Raw genomic sequence first — 26481 nt, 5'->3', positions numbered from 1 at the left:
ATCCCCTATCTGCGGCACGGTTATCCGTGCCGTTTTCATTTTGGCTTTTTCTTTTCAAATCAAGGAAATAGGCGTGCAGCTCGGCGGCGAATGACTCTGTCCCCAATTTTAAGAGCTTTTAAAAAGTTGTCAAAAAATTCGACTCCGACCCTAATTTTTCTTGTTGCTGATTCTGCTGCATTGCACTATTCTCGGCATTCAACCCCCCGAATTCGCAGTACACGACGTGGAGAACGCCTCATGATTGCCCAAGGTTTGTACGATCCCGCCAATGAGCACGATGCCTGTGGCGTCGGTTTCATCGCCCACATCAAGGGCAACAAGAGCCACTCGATCATCGAGCAAGGCCTGATGATCCTGAAGAACCTCGACCACCGGGGCGCCGTCGGCGCCGATCCGCTGATGGGCGACGGTGCGGGCATCCTGATCCAGATCCCCGACCAGTACTTCCGCGACGAGATGGCCAAGCAGGGCGTCGAACTGCCGCCGCCCGGCGAGTACGGCGTGGGCATGGTGTTCTTGCCGAAAGAGCATGCCTCGCGCATCGCCTGCGAACAGGAAATCGAGCGCGCCGTGCGCATCGAGGGCCAGGTCGTGCTCGGCTGGCGCAACGTGCCGGTCGACGAGACCATGCCGATGTCGCCCTTCGTCAAGGCCAAGGAGCCGGTGATCCGCCAGATCTTCATCGGCCGCGGCCCGGACATCATGGTCACCGACGCCCTCGAGCGTAAGCTCTACGTGATCCGCAAGTCCTCCGGCCACGCGATCCAGGCGCTCAAGCTCATGCACGGCAAGGAATTCTTCGTGCCCTCGATGTCGGCGCGCACCATCGTGTACAAGGGGCTACTGCTGGCCGACCAGGTCGGCGTCTATTACAAGGACCTGCAGGATCCGCGCTGCATCTCGGCCCTGGCCCTGGTGCACCAGCGCTTCTCGACCAACACCTTCCCGGAATGGCCGCTGGCCCACCCCTACCGCCTGATCGCGCACAACGGCGAGATCAACACCGTCAAGGGCAACTTCAACTGGACCCGCGCCCGCGAAGGCATGCTCAAGTCGGCCGTGCTGGGCGAAGACCTGAACAAGCTGTTCCCGCTGATTTACGAAGGCCAGTCCGACACCGCCTGCTTCGACAACGCGCTCGAACTGCTGGTCATGGCCGGCTACCCGATCGCCCAGGCGATGATGATGATGATCCCCGAGGCCTGGGAAAACCACACCTCGATGGACGACAACCGCCGCGCCTTCTACGAATACCACGCCGCGATGATGGAACCCTGGGACGGCCCGGCCGCCATGGCCTTCACCGACGGCCGCCACATCGGCGGCACCCTGGACCGCAACGGCCTGCGTCCGGCGCGCTACGTCGTGACCGAGGACGACCTGGTGGTGATGGCCTCGGAATCGGGCGTGCTGCCGATTCCCGAATCGCGCATCGTCAAGAAATGGCGCCTCCAGCCGGGCAAGATGTTCCTGATCGACCTCGAAGCCGGCCGCATCATCGACGACAAGGAACTGAAGGACACCTACTCCAACGCCAAGCCCTACAAGGCCTGGATCAAGTCGGTGCGCATCAAGCTCAACGAAATCAAGCTGTCCGAGTCCCAGCTCGCGCTGCATCGCGCCAAGGACGCCGCCGCCCAGGGCGAGAAGGCGCCCGTGACCCTGCTCGACCGCCAGCAGGCCTTCGGCTATACCCAGGAAGACCTCAAGTTCCTGATGGCGCCGATGGCGGTGCTGGCCGAGGAAGCCACCGGCTCGATGGGCAACGACTCGCCCCTGGCCGTCACCTCGAACAAGCTCAAGCCGCTGTACAACTACTTCAAGCAGCTGTTCGCCCAGGTCACCAACCCGCCGATCGACCCGATCCGCGAAAGCATGGTGATGTCGCTGGTGTCCTTCATCGGCCCCAAGCCGAACCTGCTGGACACCAACAACGTCAACCCGCCGATGCGCCTCGAGGTCTCGCAGCCGATCCTCAACTTCGACGACATGGCGCGCCTGCGCCACATCGGCCAGCACACCGGCGGCAAGTTCAAGTCCTATGAGCTGAACATCTGCTACCCGACCAGCTGGGGCAAGGAAGGCATCGAAGCCTCGATCGCCTCGCTGTGCGCCGAAGCCGTGGACGCGGTCAAGTCCGGCCACAACATCCTGATCGTCTCGGACCGCAAGCTCTCGCCCGACATGGTCGCGATCCCTGCGCTGCTGGCCACCTCCAGCATCCACCAGCACCTGGTGGCGCGCGGCCTGCGCGCCTCCACCGGCCTGGTGGTCGAAACCGGCTCGGCCCGCGAGACCCACCACTTCGCCCTGCTGGCGGGCTACGGCGCGGAAGCCGTGCACCCCTACCTGGCGCTGGAAACCCTGGCCGACCTGGCCCACGGTCTGCCGCACGAGATGTCGGTCGACACCGCGATCTACAACTACATCAAGGCGATCGGCAAGGGCCTGCTGAAAGTGATGTCCAAGATGGGCATCTCGACCTACATGTCCTACTGCGGCGCCCAGATCTTCGAGGCCGTAGGCCTGAACAAGTCGCTGGTCGACAAGTACTTCAAGGGCACCTCCTCGACCGTCGAAGGGATCGGCCTGTTCGAGGTGGCCGAGGAAGCGCTGCGCCTGCACACCCTGGCCTTCAGCGACGATCCGGTGCTGGCCAACGCCCTCGACGTGGGCGGCGAATACGCCTTCCGCGTGCGTGGCGAAGACCACCTGTGGACTCCTGACGCGATCGCCAAGCTGCAGCACTCGACCCGCGCCAACAACTTCTCGACCTATAAAGAGTACGCCCAGCTGATCAACGACCAGTCGCGCCGCCACCTGACCCTGCGCGGCCTGTTCGAGTTCAAGATCGACCCGAGCAAGGCGATCCCGCTGGAGGAAGTCGAGCCGGCCAAGGAAATCGTCAAGCGTTTCGCCACCGGCGCCATGTCGCTCGGCTCGATCTCGACCGAAGCCCACGCCACCCTGGCGATCGCGATGAACCGCATCGGCGGCAAGAGCAACACCGGTGAAGGCGGCGAAGACCCGCTGCGCTACGTGAACGAATTCAAGGGCATCAAGATCAGCAAGGGCGAGACCCTGGCTTCGATCCTGGGCGCGGACCGCGTGGTCGCCGACATCCCGCTGGAAGAGGGCGATTCGCTGCGCTCCAAGATCAAGCAGGTGGCCTCGGGCCGCTTCGGCGTCACCGCCGAGTACCTGAACTCGGCCGACCAGATCCAGATCAAGATGGCCCAGGGCGCCAAGCCGGGCGAAGGCGGCCAGCTGCCGGGCCACAAGGTGTCCGAGTACATCGCGTCGCTGCGCTTCTCGGTGCCGGGCGTGGGCCTGATCTCGCCGCCGCCGCACCACGACATCTATTCGATCGAAGACCTGGCCCAGCTGATCCACGACCTCAAGAACGCCAATCCGCGCGCCTCGATCTCGGTCAAGCTGGTGTCGGAAGTCGGCATCGGCACCGTCGCCGCCGGCGTCTCGAAAGCCAAGGCCGACCACCTGGTGGTGGCGGGCCATGACGGCGGCACCGGCGCCTCGCCGCTGTCCTCGGTCAAGCACGCCGGCACCCCCTGGGAGCTGGGCCTGGCCGAAACCCAGCAGACCCTGGTGCTCAACGGCCTGCGCAGCCGCATCCGCGTCCAGGCCGACGGTCAGATGCGCACCGGCCGCGACGTCGTGATCGCCGCCATGCTGGGCGCCGACGAAATCGGCTTCGCCACCGCGCCGCTGGTGGTGGAAGGCTGCATCATGATGCGCAAGTGTCACCTGAACACCTGCCCGGTGGGCGTGGCCACGCAAGACCCGGTCCTGCGCGCCAAGTTCCAGGGCAAGCCGGAACACGTGGTGAACTACTTCTTCTTCGTGGCCGAGGAAGCCCGCCAGCTGATGGCCCAGCTGGGCATCCGCACCTACGACGAACTGATCGGCCGCGCCGACCTGCTCGACAAGTCGAAGGCGATCGGGCACTGGAAGGCCCAGGGACTGGACTTCTCGAACATCTTCTACCAGCCCAAGACCGACGCCCCGCGCCAGCTGTTCCACACCGACGCCCAGGACCATGGCCTGGACAAGGCCCTCGACCACAAGCTGATCGCCCAGGCCAAGGCTGCGCTGGAGAAGGGCGAGCGGGTCTCCTTCATCTCGCCGGTGAAGAACGTCAACCGCACCGTGGGCGCGATGCTGTCGGGCGAAGTGGCCAAGCGCTACGGCCATGCCGGCCTGCCGGACGACACCATCCACATCCAGCTCCAGGGCACCGCCGGCCAGTCGGCCGCGGCTTTCCTGGCGGCCGGCATCACGATGGACCTGGTCGGCGAAGGCAACGACTACGTGGGCAAGGGCCTGTCGGGCGGCCGCATCATCGTGCGTCCGAACACCGAGTTCCGCGGCTGGGCGGTGGACAACATCATCGTCGGCAATACCGTGCTGTATGGCGCGATCGCGGGCGAAGCCTTCTTCAACGGCGTGGCCGGCGAGCGCTTCGCAGTGCGTAACTCGGGCGCCACCGCCGTGGTGGAAGGCTGCGGCGACCACGGTTGCGAATACATGACCGGCGGCACCGTGGTGGTGCTGGGCGAGACCGGCCGCAACTTCGCGGCAGGCATGTCGGGCGGCGTGGCCTATGTCTACGATCCGAAGGGCGAGTTCGAGGGCAAGTGCAACACGGCGATGGTCAACCTGGAGCCGGTGCTGCCGACCAAGCAGCAGGGCGACAAATCCGGCTGGCACAGCCAGACCCGCGACGGCGAGCGCGAATCGGACGAGATGATCCTGCGCCGCCTGATCGAACGCCACTTCAAGCACACGGGCTCGACCCGCGCGCGCAACCTGCTGGACGACTGGGCGAACAGCCGCACCAAGTTCGTCAAGGTCTTCCCGACCGACTACAAGCGGGCGCTCGAAGAGATGCACAACTCGAGCATGGAAGAGGCGAACGACAAGATCGAGATGGCGGCCTGACCAACACAACGTCCTCCCCGCGGAGGCGAGGACCCAAGTTAGGCGTGCGCTCACGATACGCATGCAAACTTGGATCCCCGCCTACGCGGGGATGACGGCGGTGGGCGAACGACGATGGTGGTGGCGGGGCAGCAGGCTGCGTCACCCGAAGGACAAAAGGAAAACAACGTGGGCAAAATTACCGGCTTCATGGAATTCGCACGGCAGGAAGAGGATCACCTCGAACCCGCCGTTCGCGTCAAGAACTACAAGGAATTCGTCGTCACCCTGACCGACGGCCAGGCCAAGGTGCAGGGCGCGCGCTGCATGGATTGCGGCATCCCCTTCTGCAACACGGGCTGCCCGGTCAACAACATGATCCCGGACTGGAACGACCTGGTCTACCATGGCAACTACCGCCAGGCGGTGGACAACCTGCACTCGACCAACAACTTCCCCGAAGTCACCGGCCGCATCTGCCCGGCCCCCTGCGAAGCCGCCTGCACCCTGGGCATCAACAACGAGCCGGTCGGCATCAAGTCGATCGAGCGCAAGATCGCCGACACCGGCTGGGAACGCGGCTGGATCGTGCCCCAGCCCCCGGCCTCCAAGACCGGCAAGAAAGTCGCCGTGATCGGCTCCGGTCCGGCCGGCCTGGCCGCCGCCCAGCAGCTGGCGCGCGTCGGCCACGACGTCACGGTGTTCGAGAAGAGCGACCGCATCGGCGGCCTGCTGCGCTACGGCATCCCCGACTTCAAGATGGAAAAGCAGCTGATCGACCGCCGCGTCGAACAGATGCAGGCCGAAGGCGTCACCTTCCGCACCAGTGTCCTGGTCGGCAAGGACTTCCCGGCCAGCGTCAACAACATGGCGCGCGACACCATCTTCCCGGAAGACCTGGCCAAGGACTTCGACGCCGTCATCCTGGCCGGCGGCGCCGAGCAGCCGCGCGACCTGCCGGTCCCGGGCCGCGAGCTCAAGGGCGTGCACTTCGCGATGGACTTCCTGCCCCAGCAGAACCGCGTGAACGCGGGCGACAAGCTCAAGGACCAGATCAAGGCCACCGGCAAGCACGTGATCGTGATCGGCGGCGGCGACACCGGTTCCGACTGCGTCGGCACCTCGAACCGCCACGGCGCGGCCTCGGTCACCCAGTTCGAGCTGCTGCCCCAGCCGCCCGAGCAGGAGAACAAGCCCCTGGTCTGGCCCTACTGGCCTACCCGCCTGCGCACCTCGTCCTCGCACGAGGAAGGCTGCCAGCGCGACTGGGCGGTGGCCACCAAGCGCCTGGAAGGCAAGGGCGGCAAGGTCGAGAAGCTGATCGCCTGCCGGGTCGAATGGAAGGACGGCAAGATGGTCGAAGTGCCGGACTCCGAATTCGAACTCAAGGCCGACCTGGTGTTCCTGGCCATGGGCTTCGTCTCGCCGGTGCAGAACGTGCTGGACGCCTTCGGCGTGCAGAAGGACGCGCGCGGCAACGCCCGCGCCAGCACCGACGGCGAAGGCTGCTACCAGACCTCGGTGCCCAAGGTCTTCACTGCCGGCGACATGCGCCGCGGCCAGTCGCTGGTGGTGTGGGCGATCCGCGAAGGCCGCCAGTGCGCGCGCGCCGTCGACGAGTTCCTGATGGGCAGCTCGGTCCTGCCGCGCTGAGCCCTCAAGCGGGGCCGCGCATCGCCGCGGCCACCGCCCGCGCGCCGGATTCGATGGCGCGCTCGTCGAAGGCGGCGAAGCCCATGGTCAGCGAAGGCGGCTGCACGGCCCGCGCCGTGTAGCGCTCCAGCGGGAAGGCGGTCAGCCCGGCCGCCGCCAGGCGCTGCCAGGCCGCGCGCTCCTCGTGGGCCAGCAGGCGCGTCACCACGTCCAGGCCCGCCGTGATCGGCGGCACCTCGATCAATCCCTCCCAATGGCGCCGCGCGGCGTCCTCGAAGGCTTCGGCGCGCGCCGCATAGACGCGCCGCATGCGCCGCACGTGGCGGTCGAAGTGGCCCTCGTCCAGGAAGTCCGCCAGCACCGCCTGGGTCAGCGCGTTGGCGTTGCGCGCGGCCAGCGAGGCGGCGCGCTGGAAGGGCTCGACCAGTTGCCAGGGCAGGGCCACGAAGGCGATCCGGATCGCCGGGAACAGCAGCTTGCTGAAGGTCCCCGCCAGCACCACGTGGCTGTCTCCGCCCTCCATGCTGCGCAGGGCCGGCACCGGCTTGGCCGAGAAGCGGTATTCGCTGTCATAGTCGTCCTCGAACACGATGGCGCCGCGCTCGTGCGCCCAGCGCAGCAGGGCCAGGCGGCGCTCCGGCGACAAGGCCATGCCCAGCGGCGCCTGGCGCGCCGGGGTCACGTAGGCCAGGCGCGCATCCGGCGCGGCGCGCTCCGCATCCACCACCCGCAGGCCGTCGGCGTCGACCGGCACGTCCACCACCCGCGCGCCGTGGGCCAGCATGGCCTGGCGCGCCCCCGGATAACCCGGGTCCTCCATCCATACCGCTTCCCCCGGCGAGACCAAAAGCCGCAGGCTGATGTCGAGCGCCTGCTGCACGCTGCCCAGCACCACGATCTGGTCGGGCGAGACCGCGACGCCGCGCGCCAGGTCGAGGTGGCGCGCGATGGCGGCGCGCAGGGCCGGCAGGCCGGCGGCCTCGGTCTCGGACAGGATCGCCAGCTTCGAGCTGCGCAGGTGGCGGCCGTGCAGCCGCCGCCAGAGGTCGACCGGGAAGCCGCGCACGTCGCAGCGGTGCGGGTGGAAGGCGGTCGGCAGCGAATTTGGCGGACGCAGGGGAAACGCCGGCGCGAGCTGGCCCACGCGCTGCATCCAGGGGCCGTCCGATTGCGGCGCCGCCTCCCGCTCGACGCGCGTTGGGGCCGGCCCGGCTTGCAGGCTGGCGTCCGGCAGCACCCGGCTCACCCGCGTGCCGCTGCCGCGCTCGGCCAGCAGATAGCCCTCGGACAGCAGCTGGTCGTAGGCCAGCTGCACGGTGCCGCGCGCCGTGCCGTACTGCTGGGCCAGGGCGCGCGAGCCGGGCAGGCGCGCGCCTTCGGCCAGGCGGCCGTCGAGGATGGCCTGGCGCAGGCTGCGGTAGAGCCAGCGCTGCAGGGTCTCGCCTTGAGCCGGCTGGCCCAGGGACAGCGACCAGGGGACGCTCCTGCTGCGCGCCGGTGAGGGAAGTGGATCAGTCATTTGTGAGGAAACCGGCTCAATACATCGGTCCAGTGTAGCCGCAGAATGCCTCCATCGCCACTTACCTTGAAGGAGAGAACCATGAACCAGAACATCGTCATCGCCGGCAGCGGTTTCGCAGGCCTGTGGGCCGCCCTGGCCGCCGCCCGCGCCGCTTTCGTCGCCGGCAAGTCGGATGAAGTCGCCATCACCGTGGTCTCGCCCGAGGCCGCCCTGCACATGCGTCCCCGCCTCTACGAAGCCTCGCTCGAGGGCATGGCCCCGGAACTGGGCCCGCTGTTCACCGCCGTGGGCGTGCGCCACCTGGCCGGCCGCATCGAGCGCATTCATGCCGCCGACCGCAGCGTGGAGGTGCTGCGCAACGACGGCAGCCGCGAACACCTGGCCTACGACCGCTTCATCCTGGCCACCGGCAGCCAGGTGCTCAATCCGCCGCTGCCCGGCCTGAAAGAATATAGCTTCAACGTCGACCAGCTGCACGAGGCCGACAGGCTGAACCGCCACCTGGCCGGCCTGGCCAGCCAGCCCGAAAGCGCGGCGCGCAACACCGTGGTGGTGGTGGGCGGCGGCTTCACCGGCATCGAGACCGCCACCGAAATGCCGGAGCGCCTGCGCGCCATCCTCGGCCACGACGCCAAGCTGCGCGTGGTCATGCTGGAACAGGCCGAGGTGGTCGGCCCCGAGCTGGGCCCGGTGCCGCGCCCGGTGATCGAGGAAGCGCTGGCCGAGACCGGGGTCGAGGTGATCACCTCGGCCGCCCTGGCCGCGATCGACGCCGAAGGCGTGGTGACGGCCGACGGCCGCCGCATCCCGGCCGCCACCGTGATCTGGACCGCCGGCATGCGCGCCAATCCGCTCGCCGCCCAGATCGGCGCCGAACACGACCGCTTCGGCCGGGTGGTCGCCGACCCCTACCTGCGTTCGCCGGTGGAGGGCGTGTACGTGACCGGCGACGTGGCGCGCGCCGCCGCCGACGACATCGGCAACGTGGCGGCAATGTCCTGCCAGCACGCGCTGAGCCTGGGCCGGGTCGCCGGCTACAATGCGGTCGCCGAACTGGTCGGCCTGCCGCTGCACCCCTACAGCCAGCCCAAGTACGTGACCTGTCTCGACCTCGGCCCCTGGGGGGCGCTCTATACCGAGGGCTGGGATCGCCAGGTGAAGCTGACCCGGGAGGAAGGCAAGGCCCTCAAGCGCGCCATCAATACCCAATGGATCTACCCGCCCGCCCCGGACCGCGAAGCCGCTTTTGCCCTGGCCAAGCCGGACCACGTGATCGTGCCCTGAACCGGCGCAAACCGGGGAGCGCCGTCCCGGCGAAGTGCGGCCTGCGTCTGCACTTCGCGGGATGACGGCCGGCGCGGCCTCGCCTACCATCGCTACTTAACGGAGCATCCATGAACATCCTGCACATCACGGCCAGCCCGCGCGGCGGCCAGGCCAACAGCCACCTGCTGTCCAGCCGCGTGGTCGAGCGCCTGCTGGCGCGCCACCCCGGCGCCAGCGTCACCCTGCGCGCCCTGGACGAGGACGCCCTCGAACACGTCGACGCCGAGTACGCCCTCGCCCTGGGCAGCGGCGTCGACCAGCCGGGCGAACACGGGGCACTGGGCCGCTCCGAGCGCCTGATCGCCGAACTGGTGCGGGCCGACATCCTGGTGATCGGCACACCCATGCACAACCTGACGGTGCCGTCGACCCTGAAGGCCTGGATCGACCACGTGGTGCGCATGCACCGCACCATGCGTCCCAGCCCGCAGGGCAAGGTCGGCAATCTGCCGGACCGGCCGGTCTACATCGCCATCGCAAGCGGCGGCTGGCGCACCGGCGAACGCGCGCGCCAGCCGGACTTTCTCGAGCCTTACCTGCGCGCGGTGCTGCCGATGATCGGCTTGAAGGACATCACCGTGTTTTCGATGGAAGGAATGTCGCTCGGGGCGGAGCGGGCGGTGCAGGCGCGCGAGGAGGCGCTGGCGGCGGTGGACCGGCACTTCGGCCTGGCGCGAGCGGCCTGATACTGCCGCGTCTGCATCCAGTCGCGCAGGGAAGCAGTATTTCAATGCAGACCCCGCGGGCCAAGCCGTTCCCGACACCAGCGCTATGACCAAAGTGACAGCCAGACCGGTGACGAGTTGTGACAAGTCGTAAAGTCGGTTTCACATTGTAACTTTTGCCACCCTTTTGGGCGGGCAATGACCCCATCGCAGAGGGTAGTTTCCACAAGGAATTTGTTGATATGATTCAACAAAACCAATCTTGCGAGATATACATATCTCTGAAAAAACAAGCACTTAGAAACTAAAATTATTGACCGGCGAGTTATTTTTGTTGTAATAGTACGTCGTGTCTCCCTTCAGATCCGGGCCGTCTCAAGCAGGGATTGCCCTTTCTGCACTACAATACCGGATTCCCCAATTATTACTTACGCTGTGTCGAACCTAGTCGAAATTCGCGATCTGCACTTTGCGTACGGAGAGCGTTCCATCTTGTCGAATCTCCGCATGGATTTCCCGCGCGGTAAGCTGGTCGCCGTCATGGGCGGTTCGGGCTGCGGCAAGACCACGGTCCTGCGCCTGATTGGCGGGCAGATCCGTCCCCAGCGCGGCGAAGTCCGTGTCAACGGCGAGGTCGTCCACGCACTCAATACCGAGGGCCTCTACCGCCTGCGCCGCCGCATGGGCATGCTGTTCCAGTTCGGCGCCCTGTTCACCGACCTGTCGATCTTCGACAACGTCGCCTTCCCCCTGCGCGAACACACCGACCTGCCCGAAGAACTGATCCGCAACCTGGTGTTGATGAAGCTCAACGCCGTCGGCCTGCGCAACGCCCACCGCCTCAAGCCGGGCGAGATCTCGGGCGGCATGGCGCGCCGCGTGGCGGTAGCGCGCGCGATCGCGCTCGACCCCGAACTGATCATGTACGACGAGCCCTTCGCCGGCCTCGATCCGATCTCGATGGGCCTGACCGCGAACCTGATCCGCAACCTGAACGACGCCCTCGGCTCGACGTCGATCCTGGTCTCGCACGACGTCAACGAAACCTTCGCCATCGCCGACTACGTGTACTTCATGTCGGCGGGCAAGATCGTCGCCGAAGGTACGCCGGCCGAGCTGCGCGTCTCGACCGACCCCTACGTCAAGCAATTCGTCAACGCCGAGCCGGACGGTCCGGTGCCCTTCCACTATCCCGGCAAGTCCCTGAGCGACGACCTGGGCCTGGGAGGCAAGCGATGATCCGTTTCCTGGCCGCCATCGGCTGCAATGTGCGCGAAGGCGTCGAAAGCCTGGGCTTCGCCACCCGCGCCTTTTTCAACCTGCTGCGTTTCTCGCCGGGGGCCTTCCGCCGCCCGGCCCTGATCAGCGAGCAGATCCATTTCATCGGCAATTATTCGCTGGTCATCACCATCGTCTCCGGCCTGTTCGTCGGCCTGGTGCTGGGCCTGCAGTTCTACGTCAACCTGATCCAGTTCGGCGCCGAGGAAAAACTCGGTCCCCTGACCGCGCTCTCGCTGGTGCGCGAACTGGGGCCGGTGGTCACCGCGCTGCTGTTCGCGGGCCGCGCCGGGACCTCGCTCACGGCCGAGATCGGCCTGATGAAGGCGGGCGAGCAGTTGTCGGCGATGGAAATGATGGCAGTCAATCCGGTCCAGCGCGTGCTGGCGCCCCGTTTCTGGGGCGGCGTGGTGGCGATGCCGATCCTGGCCGCCGTGTTCTCGGCGGTCGGCATCATGGGCAGCTACCTGGTCGGCGTCAAGCTGCTGGGCCTGGACGAAGGCGCCTTCTGGTCGCAGATGCAGGCCGGCGTCGACGTGCAGCGCGACGTGTTGAGCAGCGTGATCAAGAGTTTCGTGTTCGGTATCGCCGTGACCTTCACCGCCGTTTTCCAGGGGTATCACGTGAAGCCGACCCCGGCCGACGTCGCGCGCGCCACCACCCGCACCGTCGTCATCGCTTCGCTCTTGGTTCTGGGGCTGGACTTCATCATGACCGCCCTGATGTTCACGCAATAAATTGTTTGGCCGCGCACAGACGGCCTGAATACTAGGAAATACTATGCACCGTAAAATCATCGATGTCTGGGTCGGCCTGTTCGTCCTGCTGGGCGCCGCAGCCCTGTTGTTCCTTGCCCTGCAGGCAGGTAACCTGAGCTCGCTGTCTTTCACCAAGACCTATTCGGTCACTGGCAAGTTCGACAATATTGGCGGACTCAAGCCGCAGGCGCCCGTCAAGAGCGCAGGCGTGGTGGTCGGTCGCGTCGGCGAGATCCGCTTCGACGACAAGACCTTCCAGGCCCAGGTGCGCCTCGACCTGGACCAGCAGTTCCAGTTCCCGAAAGATAGTTCGTTGAAGATCCTGACCGCCGGCCTGCTGGGCGAGCAATACATCGGGATCGAAGCGGGTGGCGACACCCAGAACCTGGTCGATGGCGACCGGATCAACCGCACCCAGTCGGCTGCGGTGCTGGAAGACTTGATTAACCAATTTATCTACAGCAAAGCCGCTGATGGAAAGGAAGCTAGCGAATGATTCCCGTGTCGAAATCCGCCCGCGGCCTGGCCGCCGCCGCCGCCGCCCTCGTCCTGACCGGCTGCGCCACCACCAACAATCCCCAGGATCCGCTGGAAGGCTATAACCGCGCCGTGTTCAGCTTCAACGACGCGGTCGACCGCACCGTCCTGAAGCCGACCGCCACCGCCTACAAGAACGTGACCCCGAGCTTTGTCCAGACCGGCGTCAGCAATTTCTTCGGCAACCTGTCCGACGCCTGGAGCGCAGTGAATAACTTGCTGCAGGGTAAGGGCCAGGCCGGCATGGGCGACGTCACCCGTGTCGCCGTGAACTCGACCTTCGGCATCTTCGGCCTGCTCGACATCGCCTCCGAAGCCGGCATCCCCAAGCACAACGAGGATTTCGGCCAGACCCTGGGCGTGTGGGGCGTGCCTAGCGGCCCCTACTTGATGTTGCCGCTGTTGGGCCCATCTACGGTGCGTGACACCGCGGCGCTGCCGGCCGACATCGGCGGTGACATCTGGAAATACAAGGAACCGGCCAACTGGCGCAACATCGGCGCCGGCGTGCGCGTGATCGACAAGCGCGCCAGCCTGCTCGACGCCTCCAGCCTGCTGGAAGACGCCGCCCTGGACCGCTACGAGTTCATCCGCGACGGCTACCTGCAGCGCCGCCAGAGCCAGGTGTACGACGGCAATCCGCCGCCCAGCGCCGATGCCGGCGCAGCGGAAGAAGCGAAAGAAGGCGCGAATTCGCAGGTCGTGCCGCAACCGGTGTCATCCGAAAAGCAGTAAGAAGAGTTAACCGGTCAGGGCCGCGGGCGCTCCCCCGACGTTTTGCGCGGCCTACAACGAAAGGAAAGATTTTTATATGAAGCCAGTCATTCAGTTGATCGCCACCGCGGCGGCGACCGTCGCCTTCTCCACCAGTGTGCTGGCCCAGGCCCCGGCCGAAGCCCCGGACGCGCTGGTCAAGCGCATCACCGCCGACGTGATCGAGTCGGTCAAGGCCGACAAGGACATCCAGGCCGGCAACCGCAACAAGATCATGGACCTGGTCAACACCAAGATCCTGCCCTTCGTCGACGCCGAGAAGATGACCCAGCAGGCTGCTGGCCGCTTCTGGCGCCAGGCCACCCCGGAACAGCAGAAGCGCCTGACCGAGGAATTCCGCACCCTGCTGGTCTACACCTACGCCGGCGCGCTCTCGCAGATCAAGAACGAGACCGTGGAATTCAAGCCGATGCGCGCCGAAGCCGGCGCCACCGACGTGGAAGTGCGCTCGCAGGTCAACGTCACCCGCGGCGAGCCGATCACCCTGAACTACCGCCTGTCCAAGGGCGCCCAGGGCTGGAAGATCTACGACGTGAACGTGCTGGGCGCCTGGCTGGTCGAGACCTACAAGTCGACTTTCACCAGCCAGATCAACAAGGGCGGCATCGACGGCCTGATCAAGTCGCTGGCCGACCGCAACGCCCAGCTGGCCAGCAAGCCGCTGAAGGCGCCGAAGTAATGGCCGAAGCCAATCCCATGCTCTCGCTCGACGCCCTGACCTTCCAGACCGCCCACGCGGCCCTGGATCAGGGCGTGCAGGCCATCGCGGCCGGCGAAACCGTGTTCGACCTCGGCGGCGTCAAGGCCGCCGACTCGTCCGGCGTCGCCCTGCTGCTGGCCTGGCAGCGCCGCGCCCAGGCCGCCGGCCAGCGCCTCACCTTCGTCAACGTGCCGGACAACGTGCACAAGCTGGCGGCCCTGTACGGGGTCGACACGCTGCTGTCCCATCATTGAATGGCGGCGGGCCGCGCGCCCGTCGCCGTCATCTCCCTCTCCCAGCCCCCTGTAGGCGAATCCTTCGCCGCGCTCTTGACAAAGCGAATTCACCTATAATGGGCCGTTTCACCGCCCGTTCCCGGCGCCCGCGCGCCATCCAAGAAGAATGACAGCGATCCAAATCAGCAACGTCGAGAAGAGCTACAAGGGCTTCAAGGCCCTGAAGGGCGTCTCCCTCAGCATCGAGGAAGGCGAATTCTTCGGCCTCCTCGGCCCGAACGGGGCCGGCAAGACCACCCTGATCTCCACCATCGCCGGCCTGATCCGCCCGGACGCCGGCAGCGTCAGCATCCACGGCCACGACGTGGTGCGCGACTTCCGCGAGGCGCGCACGCGCCTTGGCGTGGTGCCGCAGGAGCTGGTGTTCGACCCCTTCTTCACCGTGCGCGAGACCCTGCGCCTGCAGTCCGGCTACTTCGGCATCAAGAACAACGACGCCTGGATCGACGAAGTGATGCACAACCTCGACCTGACCAACAAGGCCGACGTCAACATGCGCGCCCTGTCGGGCGGCATGAAGCGGCGCGTGCTGGTGGCCCAGGCCCTGGTGCACAAGCCGCCCGTGATCGTGCTCGACGAGCCGACCGCCGGCGTCGACGTCGAGCTGCGCCAGACCCTGTGGAAGTTCATCTCGCGCCTGAACCGCGAAGGCCATACCGTGGTCCTGACCACCCACTACCTGGAAGAAGCCCAGGCCATGTGCCAGCGCGTGGCCATGCTCAAGCTGGGCCAGGTGGTGGCGCTGGACACCATGCCCAACCTGCTGCGCCGGGTGTCCGGCTCCCAGCTGGTGGTGCACCTGAGAAGCGGCGTGCTGCCGGAAGGCCTGCGCCACCTCGTCTCGCACGACGAGCATGACCAGAACAACGGCGGCGGCAATAAATACACGCTGCGCGTGAACGACTACGCGGAAGTGGAGGGCATCCTGGCGCGCCTGCGTGAATCAGGCGCCGTCATCGACGAGATGCAGCTCGAGCAGGCCGACCTCGAGGACATCTTCATCCAGATCATGGAGGGCAAATAATGAGCCTGTTCTCCGTCGGCTTCCGCACCCTGTTCTACAAGGAGTCGCTGCGCTTCTGGAAGGTCGCGACCCAGACCGTGGCCGCCCCGGTGGTCACCGCCATGCTCTACCTCCTGATCTTCGGCCACGTGCTGGACGGTCGGGTCGAGATGCTGGACGGCGTGTCCTACACCGCCTTCCTGGTGCCTGGCCTGGTGATGATGAGCGTGCTGCAAAACGCCTTCGCCAACTCCTCGTCCTCGCTGATCCAGTCCAAGATCACCGGCAACCTGGTGTTCATCCTGCTGCCGCCGCTGTCCCACGTCGAGATCCTGTCGGCCTACGTGCTGGCCTCGGTCCTGCGCGGCATCGTGGTGGGCGCGGTGCTGTTCCTGGTCACCGCCTGGTTCGCCGACCTGAGCTTCGTCGCGCCCTGGTGGATCGTGGTGTTCGCCTTCTTCGGCGCCGCCATCCTCGGCACCATGGGCGTGATCGCCGGCATCTGGGCCGAGAAGTTCGACCAGCTGGCGGCCTTCCAGAACTTCCTGATCATGCCGGCGACCTTCCTGGCCGGGGTGTTCTATTCCATCCAAAAACTGCCGCCATTCTGGCTGACCGTCTCGCATTTCAACCCGTTCTTTTATATGATTGACGGGTTCCGCTACGGGTTCTTCGGCAAGTCCGACGTGTCGCCGTGGACCAGCCTGGCCATCGTCGCCGTGTTCTTCGCGGTGCTGGCGGCAGTGGCGATCAACCTGCTCAAGCGCGGCTACAAGCTGCGCCACTAAAGTATTTACTGGAGTTTCCGTGGCAACCACACCTGAACTGATCCACAGCTACATCAAGGCCGGCCTCGATTGCACCCACCTCGAAGTGGAAGGCGACGGCCAGCACTTCAACGCCGTCATCGTCTCGGCCGCCTTCGCCGGCAAGCGCCCGATCCAGCGCCACCAGATGGTGTACGCCGTGCTCGGCGACCGCATGCGCGAGGAAATCCACGCGCTGTCGATGAAAACCCTCACCCCTGAAGAGTACCAAGGATAAGCATGGACAAACTGCAGATCGTCGGCGGCAAGCGCCTGAATGGTGAAATCCCGGTGTCCGGCGCCAAGAACGCGGCGCTGCCCATCCTGTGCGCAGGCCTGCTCACGGCGGGCGACGTGCGCCTGTCGAACGTGCCGCGCCTGCACGACGTGCGCACCATGCTCAAGCTGCTCGAGCAGACCGGCCTGAAGGTCGACCAGGACGACGAGAACGTGGTCCTGAACGGCGCCAGCATCACCTCCCTGGTCGCGCCCTACGAGCTGGTGAAGACCATGCGCGCCTCGATCCTGGTGCTGGGCCCCCTGCTGGCGCGCTTCGGCGAAGCCAAGGTCTCGCTGCCGGGCGGCTGCGCGATCGGCTCGCGCCCGGTCGACCAGCACATCAAGGGCCTGCGCGCGATGGGCGCCGAGATCACCATCGAGGGCGGCTACATCTACGCCAGGACCGACGGCAAGCTCAAGGGCGCGCGCATCCACACCGACATGATCACCGTGACCGGCACCGAGAACCTCCTGATGGCCGCCACCCTGGCCGAGGGCGAGACCGTGCTGGAAAACGCCGCGCGCGAGCCGGAAGTGACCGACCTGGCCAACTTGCTGGTAGCCATGGGCGCGAAGATCGAAGGCATCGGCACCGACCGCCTGGTGATCCAGGGCGTGGCCGCGCTGCACGGCGCCGAGCACGCCGTGATCTCGGACCGCATCGAGGCCGCGACCTTCCTGTGCGCGGTGGCGGCCACCGGCGGCGAGATCGTGCTGACCAACACCCGCACCGACATCTTCGACGTGGCCCTCGACAAGCTGCGCGAGATGGGCGTGCAGCTCACCGTGGCCGGTAACACCATCCGCGCGAAAATGGACGGCCGGCCGAACCCGGTGTCCTTCCGCACCACCGAATACCCGGGCTTCCCGACCGACATGCAGGCCCAGTTCATGGCCGTGAACACGATCGCCTCGGGCCCCAGCCGCGTGACCGAGACCATCTTCGAGAACCGCTTCATGCACGTGCAGGAGATGAACCGCCTGGGCGCGGCCATCCATACCGAGGGCAACACCGCCTTCATCAAGGGAGTGGAGCGCCTGGTCGGCGCGCCGGTGATGGCGACCGACCTGCGCGCCTCGGCCTCGCTGGTGATCGCCGGCATGGCGGCCGAGGGCACCACCGTGGTGGACCGCATCTACCACCTCGACCGCGGCTACGACCGGATGGAAGTGAAACTGTCGGCCGTCGGCGCCGACATCCAGCGTCTCAAATAACGGCAAGGACATGAATTCGACTCTACAGGCCCAGGGCCAGCAGCTGATTTTGGCGCTGTCCAAAGGCCGCATCTTCGAGGACACCCTGCCGCTGCTGGCGGCGGCGGGCATCGAGGTGCTGGAAAACCCGGAAACCTCGCGCAAGCTGATCCTCCCGACCAGCGATCCGGGCGTGCGCGTGCTGATCGTGCGCGCCACCGACGTGCCGACCTACGTGCAGCACGGCGCCGCCGATTTCGGCGTGGCCGGCCGCGACGTGCTGCTCGAGCATGGCGGCGAGGGCCTGTACCAGCCGATCGACCTGCAGATCGCCAAGTGCCGCATGTCGGTGGCGGTCAACGCCGGCTTCGACTACGACAGCGCGGTGCGCCAGGGCGCGCGCCTGAGGGTGGCGACCAAGTTCGTCAACACCGCGCGCGAGCACTTCGCGGCCAAGGGCGTGCACGTCGACCTGATCAAGCTGTACGGCTCGATGGAGCTGGCGCCCCTGGTCGGGCTGTCGGACGCCATCGTCGACGTGGTCTCGACCGGCGGCACCCTGCGCGCCAACAACCTGGTCGAAGTCGAAAAAATCATGGACATCTCCTCGCGCCTGGTGGTGAACCAGGCAGCGCTCAAGCTCAAGCGCGAGCGCCTGCAACCCATCCTCGAGGCCTTTGAGCGCGCCTCGCACAAAGGCTGACCATGGCAGTACAGATCCGCAAACTCGATTCCACCGCGCCCGACTTCAGGCAGACCCTGGATGCGCTGCTGGCCTTCGAGGCCGAGACCGACGACGCCATCGAGTCCAGCGTCGCCAGGATCCTCGCCGACGTGAAGAAGCGCGGCGACGCCGCCGTGCTCGAGTACACCAACAAGTTCGACCGCATTCCGAATGGCGGCGCCAGTTCCATGGCGGCCTTCGACGTGGGGCAGGCCGAACTGGACGAGGCCCTGGCCTCGTTGCCGGCGGCCCAGCGCGATGCGCTGCGCACCGCGGCCGAACGCATCCGTGTGTTCCACGAGCGCCAGAAGCAGGAACTGAAGGGCTTCACGTTCACCGAGCCTGACGGCACGGTGCTGGGCCAGCGCGTGACCCCGCTCGACCGCGTCGGCATCTACGTCCCGGGCGGCAAGGCCGCCTATCCGTCCTCGGTGCTGATGAACGCCATTCCCGCCCAGGTGGCGGGCGTGAAAGAGATCGTGATGGTAGTGCCGACCCCGGACGGGGTGAAGAACCGCATGGTGCTGGCCGCCGCCGCGATCGCCGGCGTGACCCGCGTGATCACCATCGGCGGCGCGCAGGCCGTGGGCGCCCTCGCCTACGGCACCGAGACCATTCCCGCGGTCGACAAGATCGTCGGCCCCGGCAACGCCTACGTGGCCGCGGCCAAGCGCCGCGTGTTCGGCACCGTGGGCATCGACATGATCGCCGGCCCGTCCGAGATCCTGGTGCTGTGCGACGGCACGACCGACCCGGACTGGGTGGCGATGGACCTGTTCTCCCAGGCCGAGCACGACGAGCTGGCCCAGGCCATCCTGCTGTGCCCCGACGCGGACTATATCGCCCAGGTCGAAGCCAGCATCCACAAGCTGCTGCCGAGCATGCCGCGCGCGGCCGTCATCGCCACCTCGCTGTCGGACCGCGGCGCCCTGGTCAAGGTGCGCGACATGGAGGAGGCCTGCGAGATCGCCAACGCCATCGCCGCCGAGCACCTCGAGATCTCGGCCGCCGAACCCTTGCAGTGGGCGGACAGGATCCGCCACGCCGGCGCCATGTTCCTGGGCCGCTTCTCGTCCGAATCGCTGGGCGACTATTGCTGCGGCCCCAACCACGTGCTGCCGACCTCGCGCACCGCGCGCTTCTCCTCGCCGCTGGGCGTGTACGACTTCCAGAAGCGCTCCTCGGTGATCCAGGTGAGCGAGCAGGGCGCCCAGACCCTGGGCAAGGTGGCGGCGGTGCTGGCCTACGGCGAGGGCCTGCAGGCCCACGCCCGCAGCGCGGAGCTGCGGCTGCAACCCGTGCCCCCGATGGCATCATGACGGACTGGGTCGACCAGGTCTTTTGCGAGGATGCGCTCGAGGGTCTCGCGCGCATCCCGGACGGGTCCATCGACCTGATCCTGACCGACCCGCCCTATAACCTCGGCAAGGACTACGGCAACAGCTCCGACCAGCAGAGCGTGGAAGCCTACCTGGCCTGGACCGGGCAGTGGATCGACGCCGCGCTGCCCAAGCTCAAGCCCAACGGCAGCCTGTACGTCTTCCTGACCTGGCGCTTCGCGCCCGAGATCTTCGTCATGCTGAAGAAGCGCATGACCATGATGAACGAGATCATCTGGGACCGCCGCGTGCCCTCGATGGGGGGCAGCGTGCGCAGCTTCAGCTCGGTGCACGACACCATCGGCTTCTTCGTCAACCGCAAGGACTACTACTTCGACCTCGACGCGGTGCGCATCCCCTACGACGCCGAGACCAAGAAGGCGCGTTCGCGCTCGATCTTCGTCGGCGCCAAGTGGCTGGAGGTCGGCTACAACCCCAAGGACGTGTGGAGCGTCTCTCGCCTGCACCGCGAGCATCCCGAGCGCGCCGACCATCCGACCCAGAAGCCGCTCGAGATCATCGAGCGCATGGTCAAGGCTTCCTGCCCGCCGGGCGGCGTGGTGCTCGACCCCTTCATGGGCAGCGGCACCACGGCCATCGCCGCCCGGCGCCTGGGGCGCCGTTTCACCGGTTTCGAACTGAACCCGGCCTATTGCGACATCATCCAGGCCCGCCTGGCGGCGCCCGAGGTGCCGGTCGCGGCCAAGGTCGCGGCCAAGAAGCGCAAGGCGGCCAAGTCCGCTCCCATCATCATTGAGGAAAGCCCATGAGCTCCATCGACCAGCTGATCGCCAACACCATCCGGGAAGACGTGCGCGCCATCGGCAGCTACCACGTCCCGGACGCGAGCGGCTATATCAAGCTCGACGCCATGGAAAACCCCTACCAGCTGCCGGAAGCGCTGCGCCTGGAGCTGGGCGCGCGCCTGGCCGACGCGGCCCTGAACCGCTATCCGGTGGCGTCCTACCGCACGGTCAAGGACAAGATCCGCGAGCGCATGGGCGTGCCCGCGGGCTACGACGTCCTGCTCGGCAACGGCTCGGACGAGCTGATTTCCATCATGGCCACCGCGGTGGCCCGGCAGGACCGGCGCGCCGTGGTCATGGCGCCGGTGCCCGGCTTCGTGATGTTCTACCGCTCGGCCCAGTTCGCGGGCGCCGATTTCGTCGGCGTGCCGCTCAAGCCCGACTTCTCGCTTGACCGCGAGGCCATGCTGGCCGCCATCGAGAAGCACAAGCCGTCCCTGGTGTTCCTGGCCTACCCCAACAACCCGACCGGCAACCTGTTCGACGCCGACGACATGGAAGCGCTGATCCGCGCCCTGGGCGAGGACGGCATCGCCGTGGTGGACGAGGCCTACCAGCCCTTCGCCCAGCAGAGCTTCATGGGTCGCCTGCCGGAGTTTCCCAACCTGGTGGTGATGCGCACCTTGTCCAAGCTGGGCCTGGCCGGGATCCGCCTGGGCTACCTGTCCGGCCACGCCGCCCTGCTGGAGCAGTTCGAGAAGGTGCGTCCGCCCTACAACGTGAACGTGCTGACCCAGGTGGCGGCCGAGTTCGCGCTCGACCATATCGCCATCCTGGACCGCCAGGCCGAAAGCATCAACGCCGAGCGCGCCCGCCTGGCGGCCGCGCTGGCGGCCCTGCCGGGCGTCGAGGTCTTCCCTTCGGCGGCCAATTTCATCTCTCTTCGGGTGCCGGACGCCGACCGGACCTGCGCGCGACTCCACGCGGAGAAGGTATTGATCAAAAATTTGAGTAAAATGCATGCATTGCTGGCCAACTGCATCCGCGTCACGGTCAGCACACCGGAAGAGAACGACCAATTCCTGACTGCCCTGAAAGCGGCCCTGAAGTGACTTTCAACGGTTTCCTAATTTCCGGTGTCCCGCACCCACTGACGAGCATCCTGTAATGACCCGCACCGCCGACATCACGCGCAACACCAACGAGACCCAGATCCGCGTCTCGATCAACCTCGACGGCACCGGCCGCCAGAAGCTCAACACTGGCGTTCCCTTCCTCGACCATATGCTGGACCAGATCGCCCGCCACGGCATGATCGACCTCGAGGTCGAGGCCGTGGGCGACCTGCACATTGACGCCCACCACACCGTCGAGGACACCGGCATCACCCTCGGCATGGCGGTGGCCAAGGCCGTGGGCGACAAGAAGGGCATCCGCCGCTACGGCCACGCCTACGTCCCGCTGGACGAGGCGCTGTCGCGCGTGGTCATCGACTTCTCCGGCCGTCCGGGGCTGGAACTGCACGTTCCCTTCACCCGCGCCATGATCGGCACCTTCGACGTCGACCTGACCGGCGAATTCTTCCGCGGCTTCGTCAACCACGCCGGCGTCACCCTGCACATCGACAACCTGCGCGGCGTGAACGCCCACCACCAGTGCGAAACCGTGTTCAAGGCTTTCGGCCGCGCCCTGCGCATGGCCACCGAGCTGGACGAACGCGCGGCCGGCATCATTCCCTCGACCAAAGGCAGCCTGTAAAACGACCATGACGACCAAGATTGTGGTGGTGGACGGCCTCGGCAACCTGCGCTCGGTCGCGCAGGCCCTGCGCGCGGCCGCCCCGGAAGCCGAGGTGCTGGTCTCCAGCAGCGCCGCCGACATCGACAGCGCCGACCGCCTGGTCCTGCCGGGACAGGGCGCGATGCGCGACTGCATGACCAGCCTGCGCGAATCGGGCGCCGAGGAGGCCGTGCTGCGCGCCTTCCGCAGCAAGCCGGTGATGGGCGTGTGCGTGGGCGAGCAGATGCTGTTCGAGGCCAGCGAGGAGAACGAGGGCACGCCCGGCCTGGGCATCCTGCCGGGCAAGGTGGTGCGTTTCCGGCTCGACGGCAAGCTGCAGGCCGACGGCTCGCGCTTCAAGGTCCCGCAGATGGGCTGGAACCGGGTGCGCCAGGCGCGCCCCCACGCGCTGTGGGAAGGCGTCGCGGACAACAGCTATTTCTATTTCGTGCACAGCTATTACGCGGCGCCGGGCGACCCGCTCGACACCATCGGCGAAGCCGACTACGGCGGGCCGTATTGCTGCGCGGTGGCGCGCGACAACATCGTCGCCACCCAGTTCCACCCCGAGAAAAGCGCCGCCGCCGGGCTGCGCCTGTACCGCAATTTCATCCACTGGAACCCCTGAGTTCCGCCACATTTCGCCGTCAACCAACCGACTACGACCATGCTGCTGATCCCCGCCATCGACCTGAAAGACGGTCACTGCGTTCGCCTCAAACAAGGCGATATGGACCTCGCCACCGTGTTTTCCGAAGATCCCGCCGAGATGGCGCTGCACTGGCTGAAGAAGGGCGCGCGCCGGCTGCACCTGGTCGACCTGAACGGCGCCTTCGCGGGCAAGCCGAAGAACGAAGAGGCGATCAAATCGATCCTGCAGGTGGTGCAGGACTACGCCGAAGAGAACGAGCTGGACGAGATTCCGGTCCAGCTGGGCGGCGGCATCCGCGACCTCGACACCATCGAGCGCTACCTGGACGACGGCATCACCTACATCATCGTCGGCACCGCCGCGGTGAAGAACCCGGGCTTCCTGCACGACGCCTGCGGCGCCTTCCCGGGCCACATCATCGTCGGCCTGGACGCCAAGGACGGCAAGGTGGCGACCGACGGCTGGAGCAAGATGTCGGGCCACGAGGTCATCGACCTGGCCAAGAAATTCGAAGGCTATGGGGTGGAATCGATCGTCTACACCGACATCGGCCGCGACGGCATGATGGCGGGCGTGAACATCGAAGCCACGGTCAAGCTGGCGCAGGCGGTCCGGGTGCCGATCATCGCCTCCGGCGGCGTGCACAACCTGGCCGACGTGGAAGCGCTGTGCGCGGTGCAGGACGAAGGCATCGAAGGCGTGATCTGCGGGCGTTCGATCTACGAGGGCACGCTGGACCTGGCTTCGGCGCAGGAGCGGGCCGATCAACTGACGGAAGGCGCGGACGCCTGAGGCCGCCGGGCCCTGTCATATGACGCATGGCCCGCGGCATATAAATGCAGGACCGCACCATATAAAAGGTAGGGCCCGCACCATATAAAAGGTAGGACCCGCACCATATAAAACGTCGTCCCCGCGAAGGCGGGGACCCAATTTCGCAGTACAGTGTGAACGTGTGCTTCACCGGCGTGCGCACAAACTTGGATCCCCGCCTGCGCGGGGATGACGTGCTGGCGCTAGTGGCGATAATAGGAGCCACGGTGCGCACTTTATGGCCGCCTTTAAGGCACACGCAAACGCAAACACTCTTATGCTCGCAAAACGCATCATCCCCTGCCTCGACGTCACCGGCGGCCGCGTGGTCAAGGGCGTCAACTTCACCGAGCTGCGCGATGCCGGCGACCCGGTCGAGATCGCCCGCCGCTACGACGGCCAGGGCGCCGACGAGATCACCTTCCTCGACATCACCGCCTCGAGCGACGGCCGCGACCTGATCCTGCCGATCATCGAAGCCGTGGCCTCCACCGTGTTCATCCCCCTCACCGTCGGCGGCGGGGTGCGCAAGGTCGAGGACGTGCGCCGCCTGCTCAATGCCGGCGCCGACAAGGTCAGCATGAACACCTCGGCCGTGACCAATCCCCAGCTGGTGTTCGAGGCTTCGCAAAAGCATGGTTCCCAGTGCATCGTGGTCGCGATCGACGCCAAGCAGGTTGCCCCCGACAAGTGGGAAGTCTTCACCCACGGCGGCCGCAACCCCACCGGCCTGGACGCGGTCGAATGGGCGCGCAAGATGGAGAGCCTGGGAGCCGGTGAGTTATTGCTCACTTCGATGGACCGCGACGGCACCAAATCGGGTTTCGACCTGGGCCTGACCCGCGCCGTCTCGGACGCGGTCGGCATTTCCGTGATCGCCTCGGGCGGGGTCGGCGGCCTGCAGGACCTGGCCGACGGCATCCTCGAAGGCCATGCCGATGCGGTGCTGGCGGCCAGCATCTTCCACTACGGGCAGCACACGGTCGGCGAAGCCAAGCGCTTCATGGCCGAGCGCGGCATCCCGATGCGCCTGGAGTAAGCCATGGTTACCAATGCCAAATGGCTGAACAAGGTGCGCTGGGACGAGCACGGCCTGGTGCCGGTGATCGCCCAGGAAGCGGCCACGGGCGACATCCTGATGTTCGCCTGGATGAACCGCGAGGCGCTGGCGAAAACCGCCGAGCTGGGCGAGGCCGTCTACTGGAGCCGCTCGCGCAAGAAGCTCTGGCACAAGGGCGAGGAATCCGGCCACGTGCAGAAGGTGCTGGACATGCGCCTGGACTGCGACGAGGACGTGGTCCTGCTCAAGGTCGAGCAGGCCGGCGGCATCGCCTGCCATACCGGACGCCATTCCTGCTTCTTCCAGCAGTTCGACGGCAACGACTGGCAGACGGTCGAGCCGGTGCTGAAGGATGCCGACACCATTTACTCCGCAGAAAAGAAAACCCCATGAGCCAGACCCTGGCCCGCCTCGCGGCGGTGATCGAATCGCGCAAGCCGGAAAACGGCGGCGATCCCGACAAATCCTATGTGGCCAAGCTGTTCGCCAAGGGCGACGACGCCATCCTCAAGAAGATCGGCGAGGAAGCCACCGAGACCGTGATGGCCGCCAAGGACGCGCGCGTCTCGGGCGACGCCTCCAAGGTCCTGTACGAATGCGCCGACCTGTGGTTCCATTCGATGGTGCTGCTGGCCCAGTTCAAGCTCACCCCGCAACAGGTGCTGGACGAACTGGCAAGGCGCGAGGGCGTGTCCGGCCTCGAGGAAAAAGCCTCTCGAAAGGAATAGGCGAAGCAGGCGGCGAAACCCGCGCCTGTTCGTTACATGGACCTTGCGCTCGGATGTCATAATTCGCCCTGTTCCGTCATTACCGTGTCACGCGGTATTGCTAGAGTACGCAGGTTTCCACAGGGAAGCGATGTAACAATCTGGAGAAAAGATGGACAACTGCATTTTTTGCAAAATCGTCGCCAAGCAGATTCCGGCCAGCATCGTCTACGAAGACGATGACGTGCTGGCATTCAAGGACATCAACCCGGCCGCTCCGGTCCACCTCCTGGTGATCCCGAAGCAGCACGTGGACACCCTGTCCGACTGCAGCGACGAGCATGCCGCCGTGCTGGGCAAGATGTTGGCGCTCGCGCCGAAGCTTGCTGCGGAACACGGTGTTGCGGTCAAAGTCGATGCCGGTGGCAAACGTACCGGCGGCTACAAGACCCTGATCAATGCAGGTCCGGATGGCGGCCAGGAAGTCTATCACTTGCACTTGCACATGTATGGCGGTCCGCGCCCCTGGCGTGGGCTGGGTACTTAAGCCCGCACTAAGCGATTAAAGGGAGCAAGTGCTCCCGCATGGCGTATACTGTGGAATACGCTTCCCGATCTACAGGCGCGCTGCGCCTTGCAAGGAGAAAATTATGGGTTCGATGAGTATTTGGCACTGGGTGATCGTTCTGGTCGTGGTCATGCTGATTTTCGGCACCAAGAAGATCAGCAACATGGGTTCCGATCTCGGTAAAGCGGTCAAGGGCTTCAAGGACGGCGTGAAGGGCGAGGAAGACAAGGACGAGGCCAGCGCCAGCGCCCAGGCGAAGCAGGTCGCCGACAAGACGACCATCGACGTGGAAGCCCGCGACAAGACCCGTTCGTAATCTGC

General features: G+C 66.1%; 27 protein-coding genes. 26 read left to right on the top strand and 1 reads right to left on the bottom strand.

Going from position 1 to position 26481, the window contains the following annotated elements; all coding sequences use genetic code 11:
* Positions 1–240 precede the first annotated feature (240 nt).
* Positions 241–4962: a glutamate synthase-related protein gene (locus B0920_RS23155; protein WP_078035057.1), complete on the top strand. Its 4722-nt coding sequence runs from the start codon at positions 241–243 to the stop codon at positions 4960–4962.
* A 168-nt stretch (positions 4963–5130) separates the two neighbouring features.
* The gene (locus B0920_RS23150; RefSeq protein WP_078035056.1) at positions 5131–6594 is read left to right on the top strand and encodes a glutamate synthase subunit beta; all 1464 of its coding nucleotides are present in this window, start codon (positions 5131–5133) and stop codon (positions 6592–6594) included.
* Between the two features lie 4 nt (positions 6595–6598).
* Here B0920_RS23150 and B0920_RS26410 read toward each other — a convergent pair whose 3' ends face one another.
* On the bottom strand, positions 6599–8113 hold the full coding sequence (locus B0920_RS26410; RefSeq protein ID WP_078035055.1) for a PLP-dependent aminotransferase family protein: 1515 nt from the start codon (positions 8111–8113) through the stop codon (positions 6599–6601).
* 81 nt (positions 8114–8194) lie between these two features.
* On the opposite strand from B0920_RS26410, the gene B0920_RS23140 reads away from it, so the two are divergent.
* The 24 genes from B0920_RS23140 to tatA all read left to right on the top strand — a co-directional run bounded on the left by B0920_RS23140 (position 8195) and on the right by tatA (position 26476).
* Complete coding sequence (locus B0920_RS23140) at positions 8195–9400, top strand: NAD(P)/FAD-dependent oxidoreductase (protein ID WP_078035054.1); 1206 nt, start codon at positions 8195–8197, stop codon at positions 9398–9400.
* A gap of 110 nt (positions 9401–9510) precedes the next feature.
* Positions 9511–10128, top strand: a complete 618-nt coding sequence (locus B0920_RS23135) for an FMN-dependent NADH-azoreductase (protein ID WP_078035053.1) — start codon at positions 9511–9513, stop codon at positions 10126–10128.
* A 414-nt stretch (positions 10129–10542) separates the two neighbouring features.
* A complete protein-coding gene (locus B0920_RS23130; RefSeq protein ID WP_078035052.1) occupies positions 10543–11346 on the top strand; it encodes an ABC transporter ATP-binding protein in 804 nt (267 codons plus the stop codon).
* Positions 11343–12122 (top strand): lipid asymmetry maintenance ABC transporter permease subunit MlaE, encoded by a 780-nt coding sequence (gene mlaE, locus B0920_RS23125; protein ID WP_078035051.1) that lies wholly within the window; start codon positions 11343–11345, stop codon positions 12120–12122. The genes B0920_RS23130 and mlaE overlap by 4 nt, the downstream gene beginning before the upstream one ends.
* A 43-nt stretch (positions 12123–12165) precedes the next feature.
* Positions 12166–12639: an outer membrane lipid asymmetry maintenance protein MlaD gene (mlaD, locus tag B0920_RS23120; RefSeq protein ID WP_078035050.1), complete on the top strand. Its 474-nt coding sequence runs from the start codon at positions 12166–12168 to the stop codon at positions 12637–12639.
* Positions 12636–13415 (top strand): VacJ family lipoprotein, encoded by a 780-nt coding sequence (locus tag B0920_RS23115; RefSeq protein WP_078035049.1) that lies wholly within the window; start codon positions 12636–12638, stop codon positions 13413–13415. The genes mlaD and B0920_RS23115 overlap by 4 nt, the downstream gene beginning before the upstream one ends.
* A 76-nt stretch (positions 13416–13491) precedes the next feature.
* On the top strand, positions 13492–14133 hold the full coding sequence (locus B0920_RS23110) for a phospholipid-binding protein MlaC (protein ID WP_078035048.1): 642 nt from the start codon (positions 13492–13494) through the stop codon (positions 14131–14133).
* Positions 14133–14408, top strand: a complete 276-nt coding sequence (locus tag B0920_RS23105) for a lipid asymmetry maintenance protein MlaB (RefSeq protein ID WP_078035047.1) — start codon at positions 14133–14135, stop codon at positions 14406–14408. Before B0920_RS23110 ends, B0920_RS23105 begins: the two co-directional genes overlap by 1 nt.
* 148 nt (positions 14409–14556) lie before the next feature.
* Complete coding sequence (locus B0920_RS23100; RefSeq protein ID WP_078035046.1) at positions 14557–15474, top strand: ABC transporter ATP-binding protein; 918 nt, start codon at positions 14557–14559, stop codon at positions 15472–15474.
* Positions 15474–16241: an ABC transporter permease gene (locus B0920_RS23095; protein WP_078035045.1), complete on the top strand. Its 768-nt coding sequence runs from the start codon at positions 15474–15476 to the stop codon at positions 16239–16241. The genes B0920_RS23100 and B0920_RS23095 overlap by 1 nt, the downstream gene beginning before the upstream one ends.
* Positions 16242–16260: 19 nt before the next feature.
* Complete coding sequence (locus tag B0920_RS23090) at positions 16261–16497, top strand: BolA family protein (protein WP_078035044.1); 237 nt, start codon at positions 16261–16263, stop codon at positions 16495–16497.
* A gap of 2 nt (positions 16498–16499) precedes the next feature.
* Positions 16500–17753: a UDP-N-acetylglucosamine 1-carboxyvinyltransferase gene (gene murA / locus B0920_RS23085; RefSeq protein WP_078035043.1), complete on the top strand. Its 1254-nt coding sequence runs from the start codon at positions 16500–16502 to the stop codon at positions 17751–17753.
* Positions 17754–17763: 10 nt separating this feature from the next.
* Positions 17764–18435 carry an ATP phosphoribosyltransferase gene (gene hisG / locus B0920_RS23080; RefSeq protein ID WP_078035042.1) on the top strand — a complete coding sequence of 224 codons (672 nt, stop codon included), beginning with the start codon at positions 17764–17766 and terminating at the stop codon, positions 18433–18435.
* Between the two features lie 2 nt (positions 18436–18437).
* Complete coding sequence (gene hisD, locus B0920_RS23075; RefSeq protein ID WP_078035041.1) at positions 18438–19775, top strand: histidinol dehydrogenase; 1338 nt, start codon at positions 18438–18440, stop codon at positions 19773–19775.
* Positions 19772–20605, top strand: a complete 834-nt coding sequence (locus tag B0920_RS23070; RefSeq protein WP_078035040.1) for a site-specific DNA-methyltransferase — start codon at positions 19772–19774, stop codon at positions 20603–20605. The genes hisD and B0920_RS23070 overlap by 4 nt, the downstream gene beginning before the upstream one ends.
* Complete coding sequence (gene hisC, locus B0920_RS23065; protein WP_078035039.1) at positions 20602–21693, top strand: histidinol-phosphate transaminase; 1092 nt, start codon at positions 20602–20604, stop codon at positions 21691–21693. Before B0920_RS23070 ends, hisC begins: the two co-directional genes overlap by 4 nt.
* Before the next feature lie 55 nt (positions 21694–21748).
* Positions 21749–22339: an imidazoleglycerol-phosphate dehydratase HisB gene (gene hisB, locus B0920_RS23060; protein WP_078035038.1), complete on the top strand. Its 591-nt coding sequence runs from the start codon at positions 21749–21751 to the stop codon at positions 22337–22339.
* Positions 22340–22346: 7 nt separating this feature from the next.
* Complete coding sequence (gene hisH, locus B0920_RS23055) at positions 22347–22988, top strand: imidazole glycerol phosphate synthase subunit HisH (protein ID WP_078035037.1); 642 nt, start codon at positions 22347–22349, stop codon at positions 22986–22988.
* A gap of 39 nt (positions 22989–23027) precedes the next feature.
* Positions 23028–23804, top strand: a complete 777-nt coding sequence (gene hisA, locus B0920_RS23050) for a 1-(5-phosphoribosyl)-5-[(5-phosphoribosylamino)methylideneamino]imidazole-4-carboxamide isomerase (RefSeq protein ID WP_078035036.1) — start codon at positions 23028–23030, stop codon at positions 23802–23804.
* Positions 23805–24102: 298 nt separating this feature from the next.
* A complete protein-coding gene (gene hisF / locus B0920_RS23045; protein WP_078035035.1) occupies positions 24103–24864 on the top strand; it encodes an imidazole glycerol phosphate synthase subunit HisF in 762 nt (253 codons plus the stop codon).
* Positions 24865–24867: 3 nt separating this feature from the next.
* The gene (gene hisI / locus B0920_RS23040) at positions 24868–25278 is read left to right on the top strand and encodes a phosphoribosyl-AMP cyclohydrolase (RefSeq protein WP_078035034.1); all 411 of its coding nucleotides are present in this window, start codon (positions 24868–24870) and stop codon (positions 25276–25278) included.
* Positions 25275–25613, top strand: a complete 339-nt coding sequence (locus tag B0920_RS23035) for a phosphoribosyl-ATP diphosphatase (protein ID WP_078035033.1) — start codon at positions 25275–25277, stop codon at positions 25611–25613. Before hisI ends, B0920_RS23035 begins: the two co-directional genes overlap by 4 nt.
* 151 nt (positions 25614–25764) lie before the next feature.
* Entirely contained in the window at positions 25765–26139 is a 375-nt protein-coding gene (locus B0920_RS23030; protein WP_078035032.1) for a histidine triad nucleotide-binding protein, read from the top strand.
* 103 nt (positions 26140–26242) lie between these two features.
* The gene (gene tatA, locus B0920_RS23025) at positions 26243–26476 is read left to right on the top strand and encodes a Sec-independent protein translocase subunit TatA (RefSeq protein ID WP_078035031.1); all 234 of its coding nucleotides are present in this window, start codon (positions 26243–26245) and stop codon (positions 26474–26476) included.
* Positions 26477–26481 lie beyond the last annotated feature (5 nt).

The organism is Massilia sp. KIM (assembly GCF_002007115.1).
In the GTDB taxonomy this organism is placed as follows: Bacteria; Pseudomonadota; Gammaproteobacteria; order Burkholderiales; family Burkholderiaceae_D; genus Telluria.
The sequence above is the reverse complement of the archived record's forward strand: the minus strand, read 5'-3'. Positions and strand labels throughout refer to the sequence as shown.

Bases quoted from the DNA above. Each gene is read 5' to 3' on its own strand.
- B0920_RS23115 (WP_078035049.1), top strand. From the start codon at position 12,636: ATGATTCCCGTGTCGAAATCCGCCCGCGGCCTGGCCGCCGCCGCCGCC.
- B0920_RS23100 (WP_078035046.1), top strand. From the start codon at position 14,557: ATGACAGCGATCCAAATCAGCAACGTCGAGAAGAGCTACAAGGGCTTC.
- B0920_RS23095 (WP_078035045.1), top strand. From the start codon at position 15,474: ATGAGCCTGTTCTCCGTCGGCTTCCGCACCCTGTTCTACAAGGAGTCG.
- murA (WP_078035043.1), top strand. From the start codon at position 16,500: ATGGACAAACTGCAGATCGTCGGCGGCAAGCGCCTGAATGGTGAAATC.
- hisC (WP_078035039.1), top strand. From the start codon at position 20,602: ATGAGCTCCATCGACCAGCTGATCGCCAACACCATCCGGGAAGACGTG.
- B0920_RS23030 (WP_078035032.1), top strand. From the start codon at position 25,765: ATGGACAACTGCATTTTTTGCAAAATCGTCGCCAAGCAGATTCCGGCC.
- hisB (WP_078035038.1), top strand. From the start codon at position 21,749: ATGACCCGCACCGCCGACATCACGCGCAACACCAACGAGACCCAGATC.
- B0920_RS23110 (WP_078035048.1), top strand. From the start codon at position 13,492: ATGAAGCCAGTCATTCAGTTGATCGCCACCGCGGCGGCGACCGTCGCC.
- tatA (WP_078035031.1), top strand. From the start codon at position 26,243: ATGGGTTCGATGAGTATTTGGCACTGGGTGATCGTTCTGGTCGTGGTC.
- B0920_RS23105 (WP_078035047.1), top strand. From the start codon at position 14,133: ATGGCCGAAGCCAATCCCATGCTCTCGCTCGACGCCCTGACCTTCCAG.
- B0920_RS23035 (WP_078035033.1), top strand. From the start codon at position 25,275: ATGAGCCAGACCCTGGCCCGCCTCGCGGCGGTGATCGAATCGCGCAAG.
- mlaE (WP_078035051.1), top strand. From the start codon at position 11,343: ATGATCCGTTTCCTGGCCGCCATCGGCTGCAATGTGCGCGAAGGCGTC.
- B0920_RS23070 (WP_078035040.1), top strand. From the start codon at position 19,772: ATGACGGACTGGGTCGACCAGGTCTTTTGCGAGGATGCGCTCGAGGGT.
- B0920_RS23140 (WP_078035054.1), top strand. From the start codon at position 8,195: ATGAACCAGAACATCGTCATCGCCGGCAGCGGTTTCGCAGGCCTGTGG.
- hisA (WP_078035036.1), top strand. From the start codon at position 23,028: ATGCTGCTGATCCCCGCCATCGACCTGAAAGACGGTCACTGCGTTCGC.
- hisH (WP_078035037.1), top strand. From the start codon at position 22,347: ATGACGACCAAGATTGTGGTGGTGGACGGCCTCGGCAACCTGCGCTCG.
- B0920_RS23155 (WP_078035057.1), top strand. From the start codon at position 241: ATGATTGCCCAAGGTTTGTACGATCCCGCCAATGAGCACGATGCCTGT.
- mlaD (WP_078035050.1), top strand. From the start codon at position 12,166: ATGCACCGTAAAATCATCGATGTCTGGGTCGGCCTGTTCGTCCTGCTG.
- B0920_RS26410 (WP_078035055.1), bottom strand. From the start codon at position 8,113: ATGACTGATCCACTTCCCTCACCGGCGCGCAGCAGGAGCGTCCCCTGG.
- B0920_RS23135 (WP_078035053.1), top strand. From the start codon at position 9,511: ATGAACATCCTGCACATCACGGCCAGCCCGCGCGGCGGCCAGGCCAAC.
- hisI (WP_078035034.1), top strand. From the start codon at position 24,868: ATGGTTACCAATGCCAAATGGCTGAACAAGGTGCGCTGGGACGAGCAC.
- hisG (WP_078035042.1), top strand. From the start codon at position 17,764: ATGAATTCGACTCTACAGGCCCAGGGCCAGCAGCTGATTTTGGCGCTG.
- hisF (WP_078035035.1), top strand. From the start codon at position 24,103: ATGCTCGCAAAACGCATCATCCCCTGCCTCGACGTCACCGGCGGCCGC.
- hisD (WP_078035041.1), top strand. From the start codon at position 18,438: ATGGCAGTACAGATCCGCAAACTCGATTCCACCGCGCCCGACTTCAGG.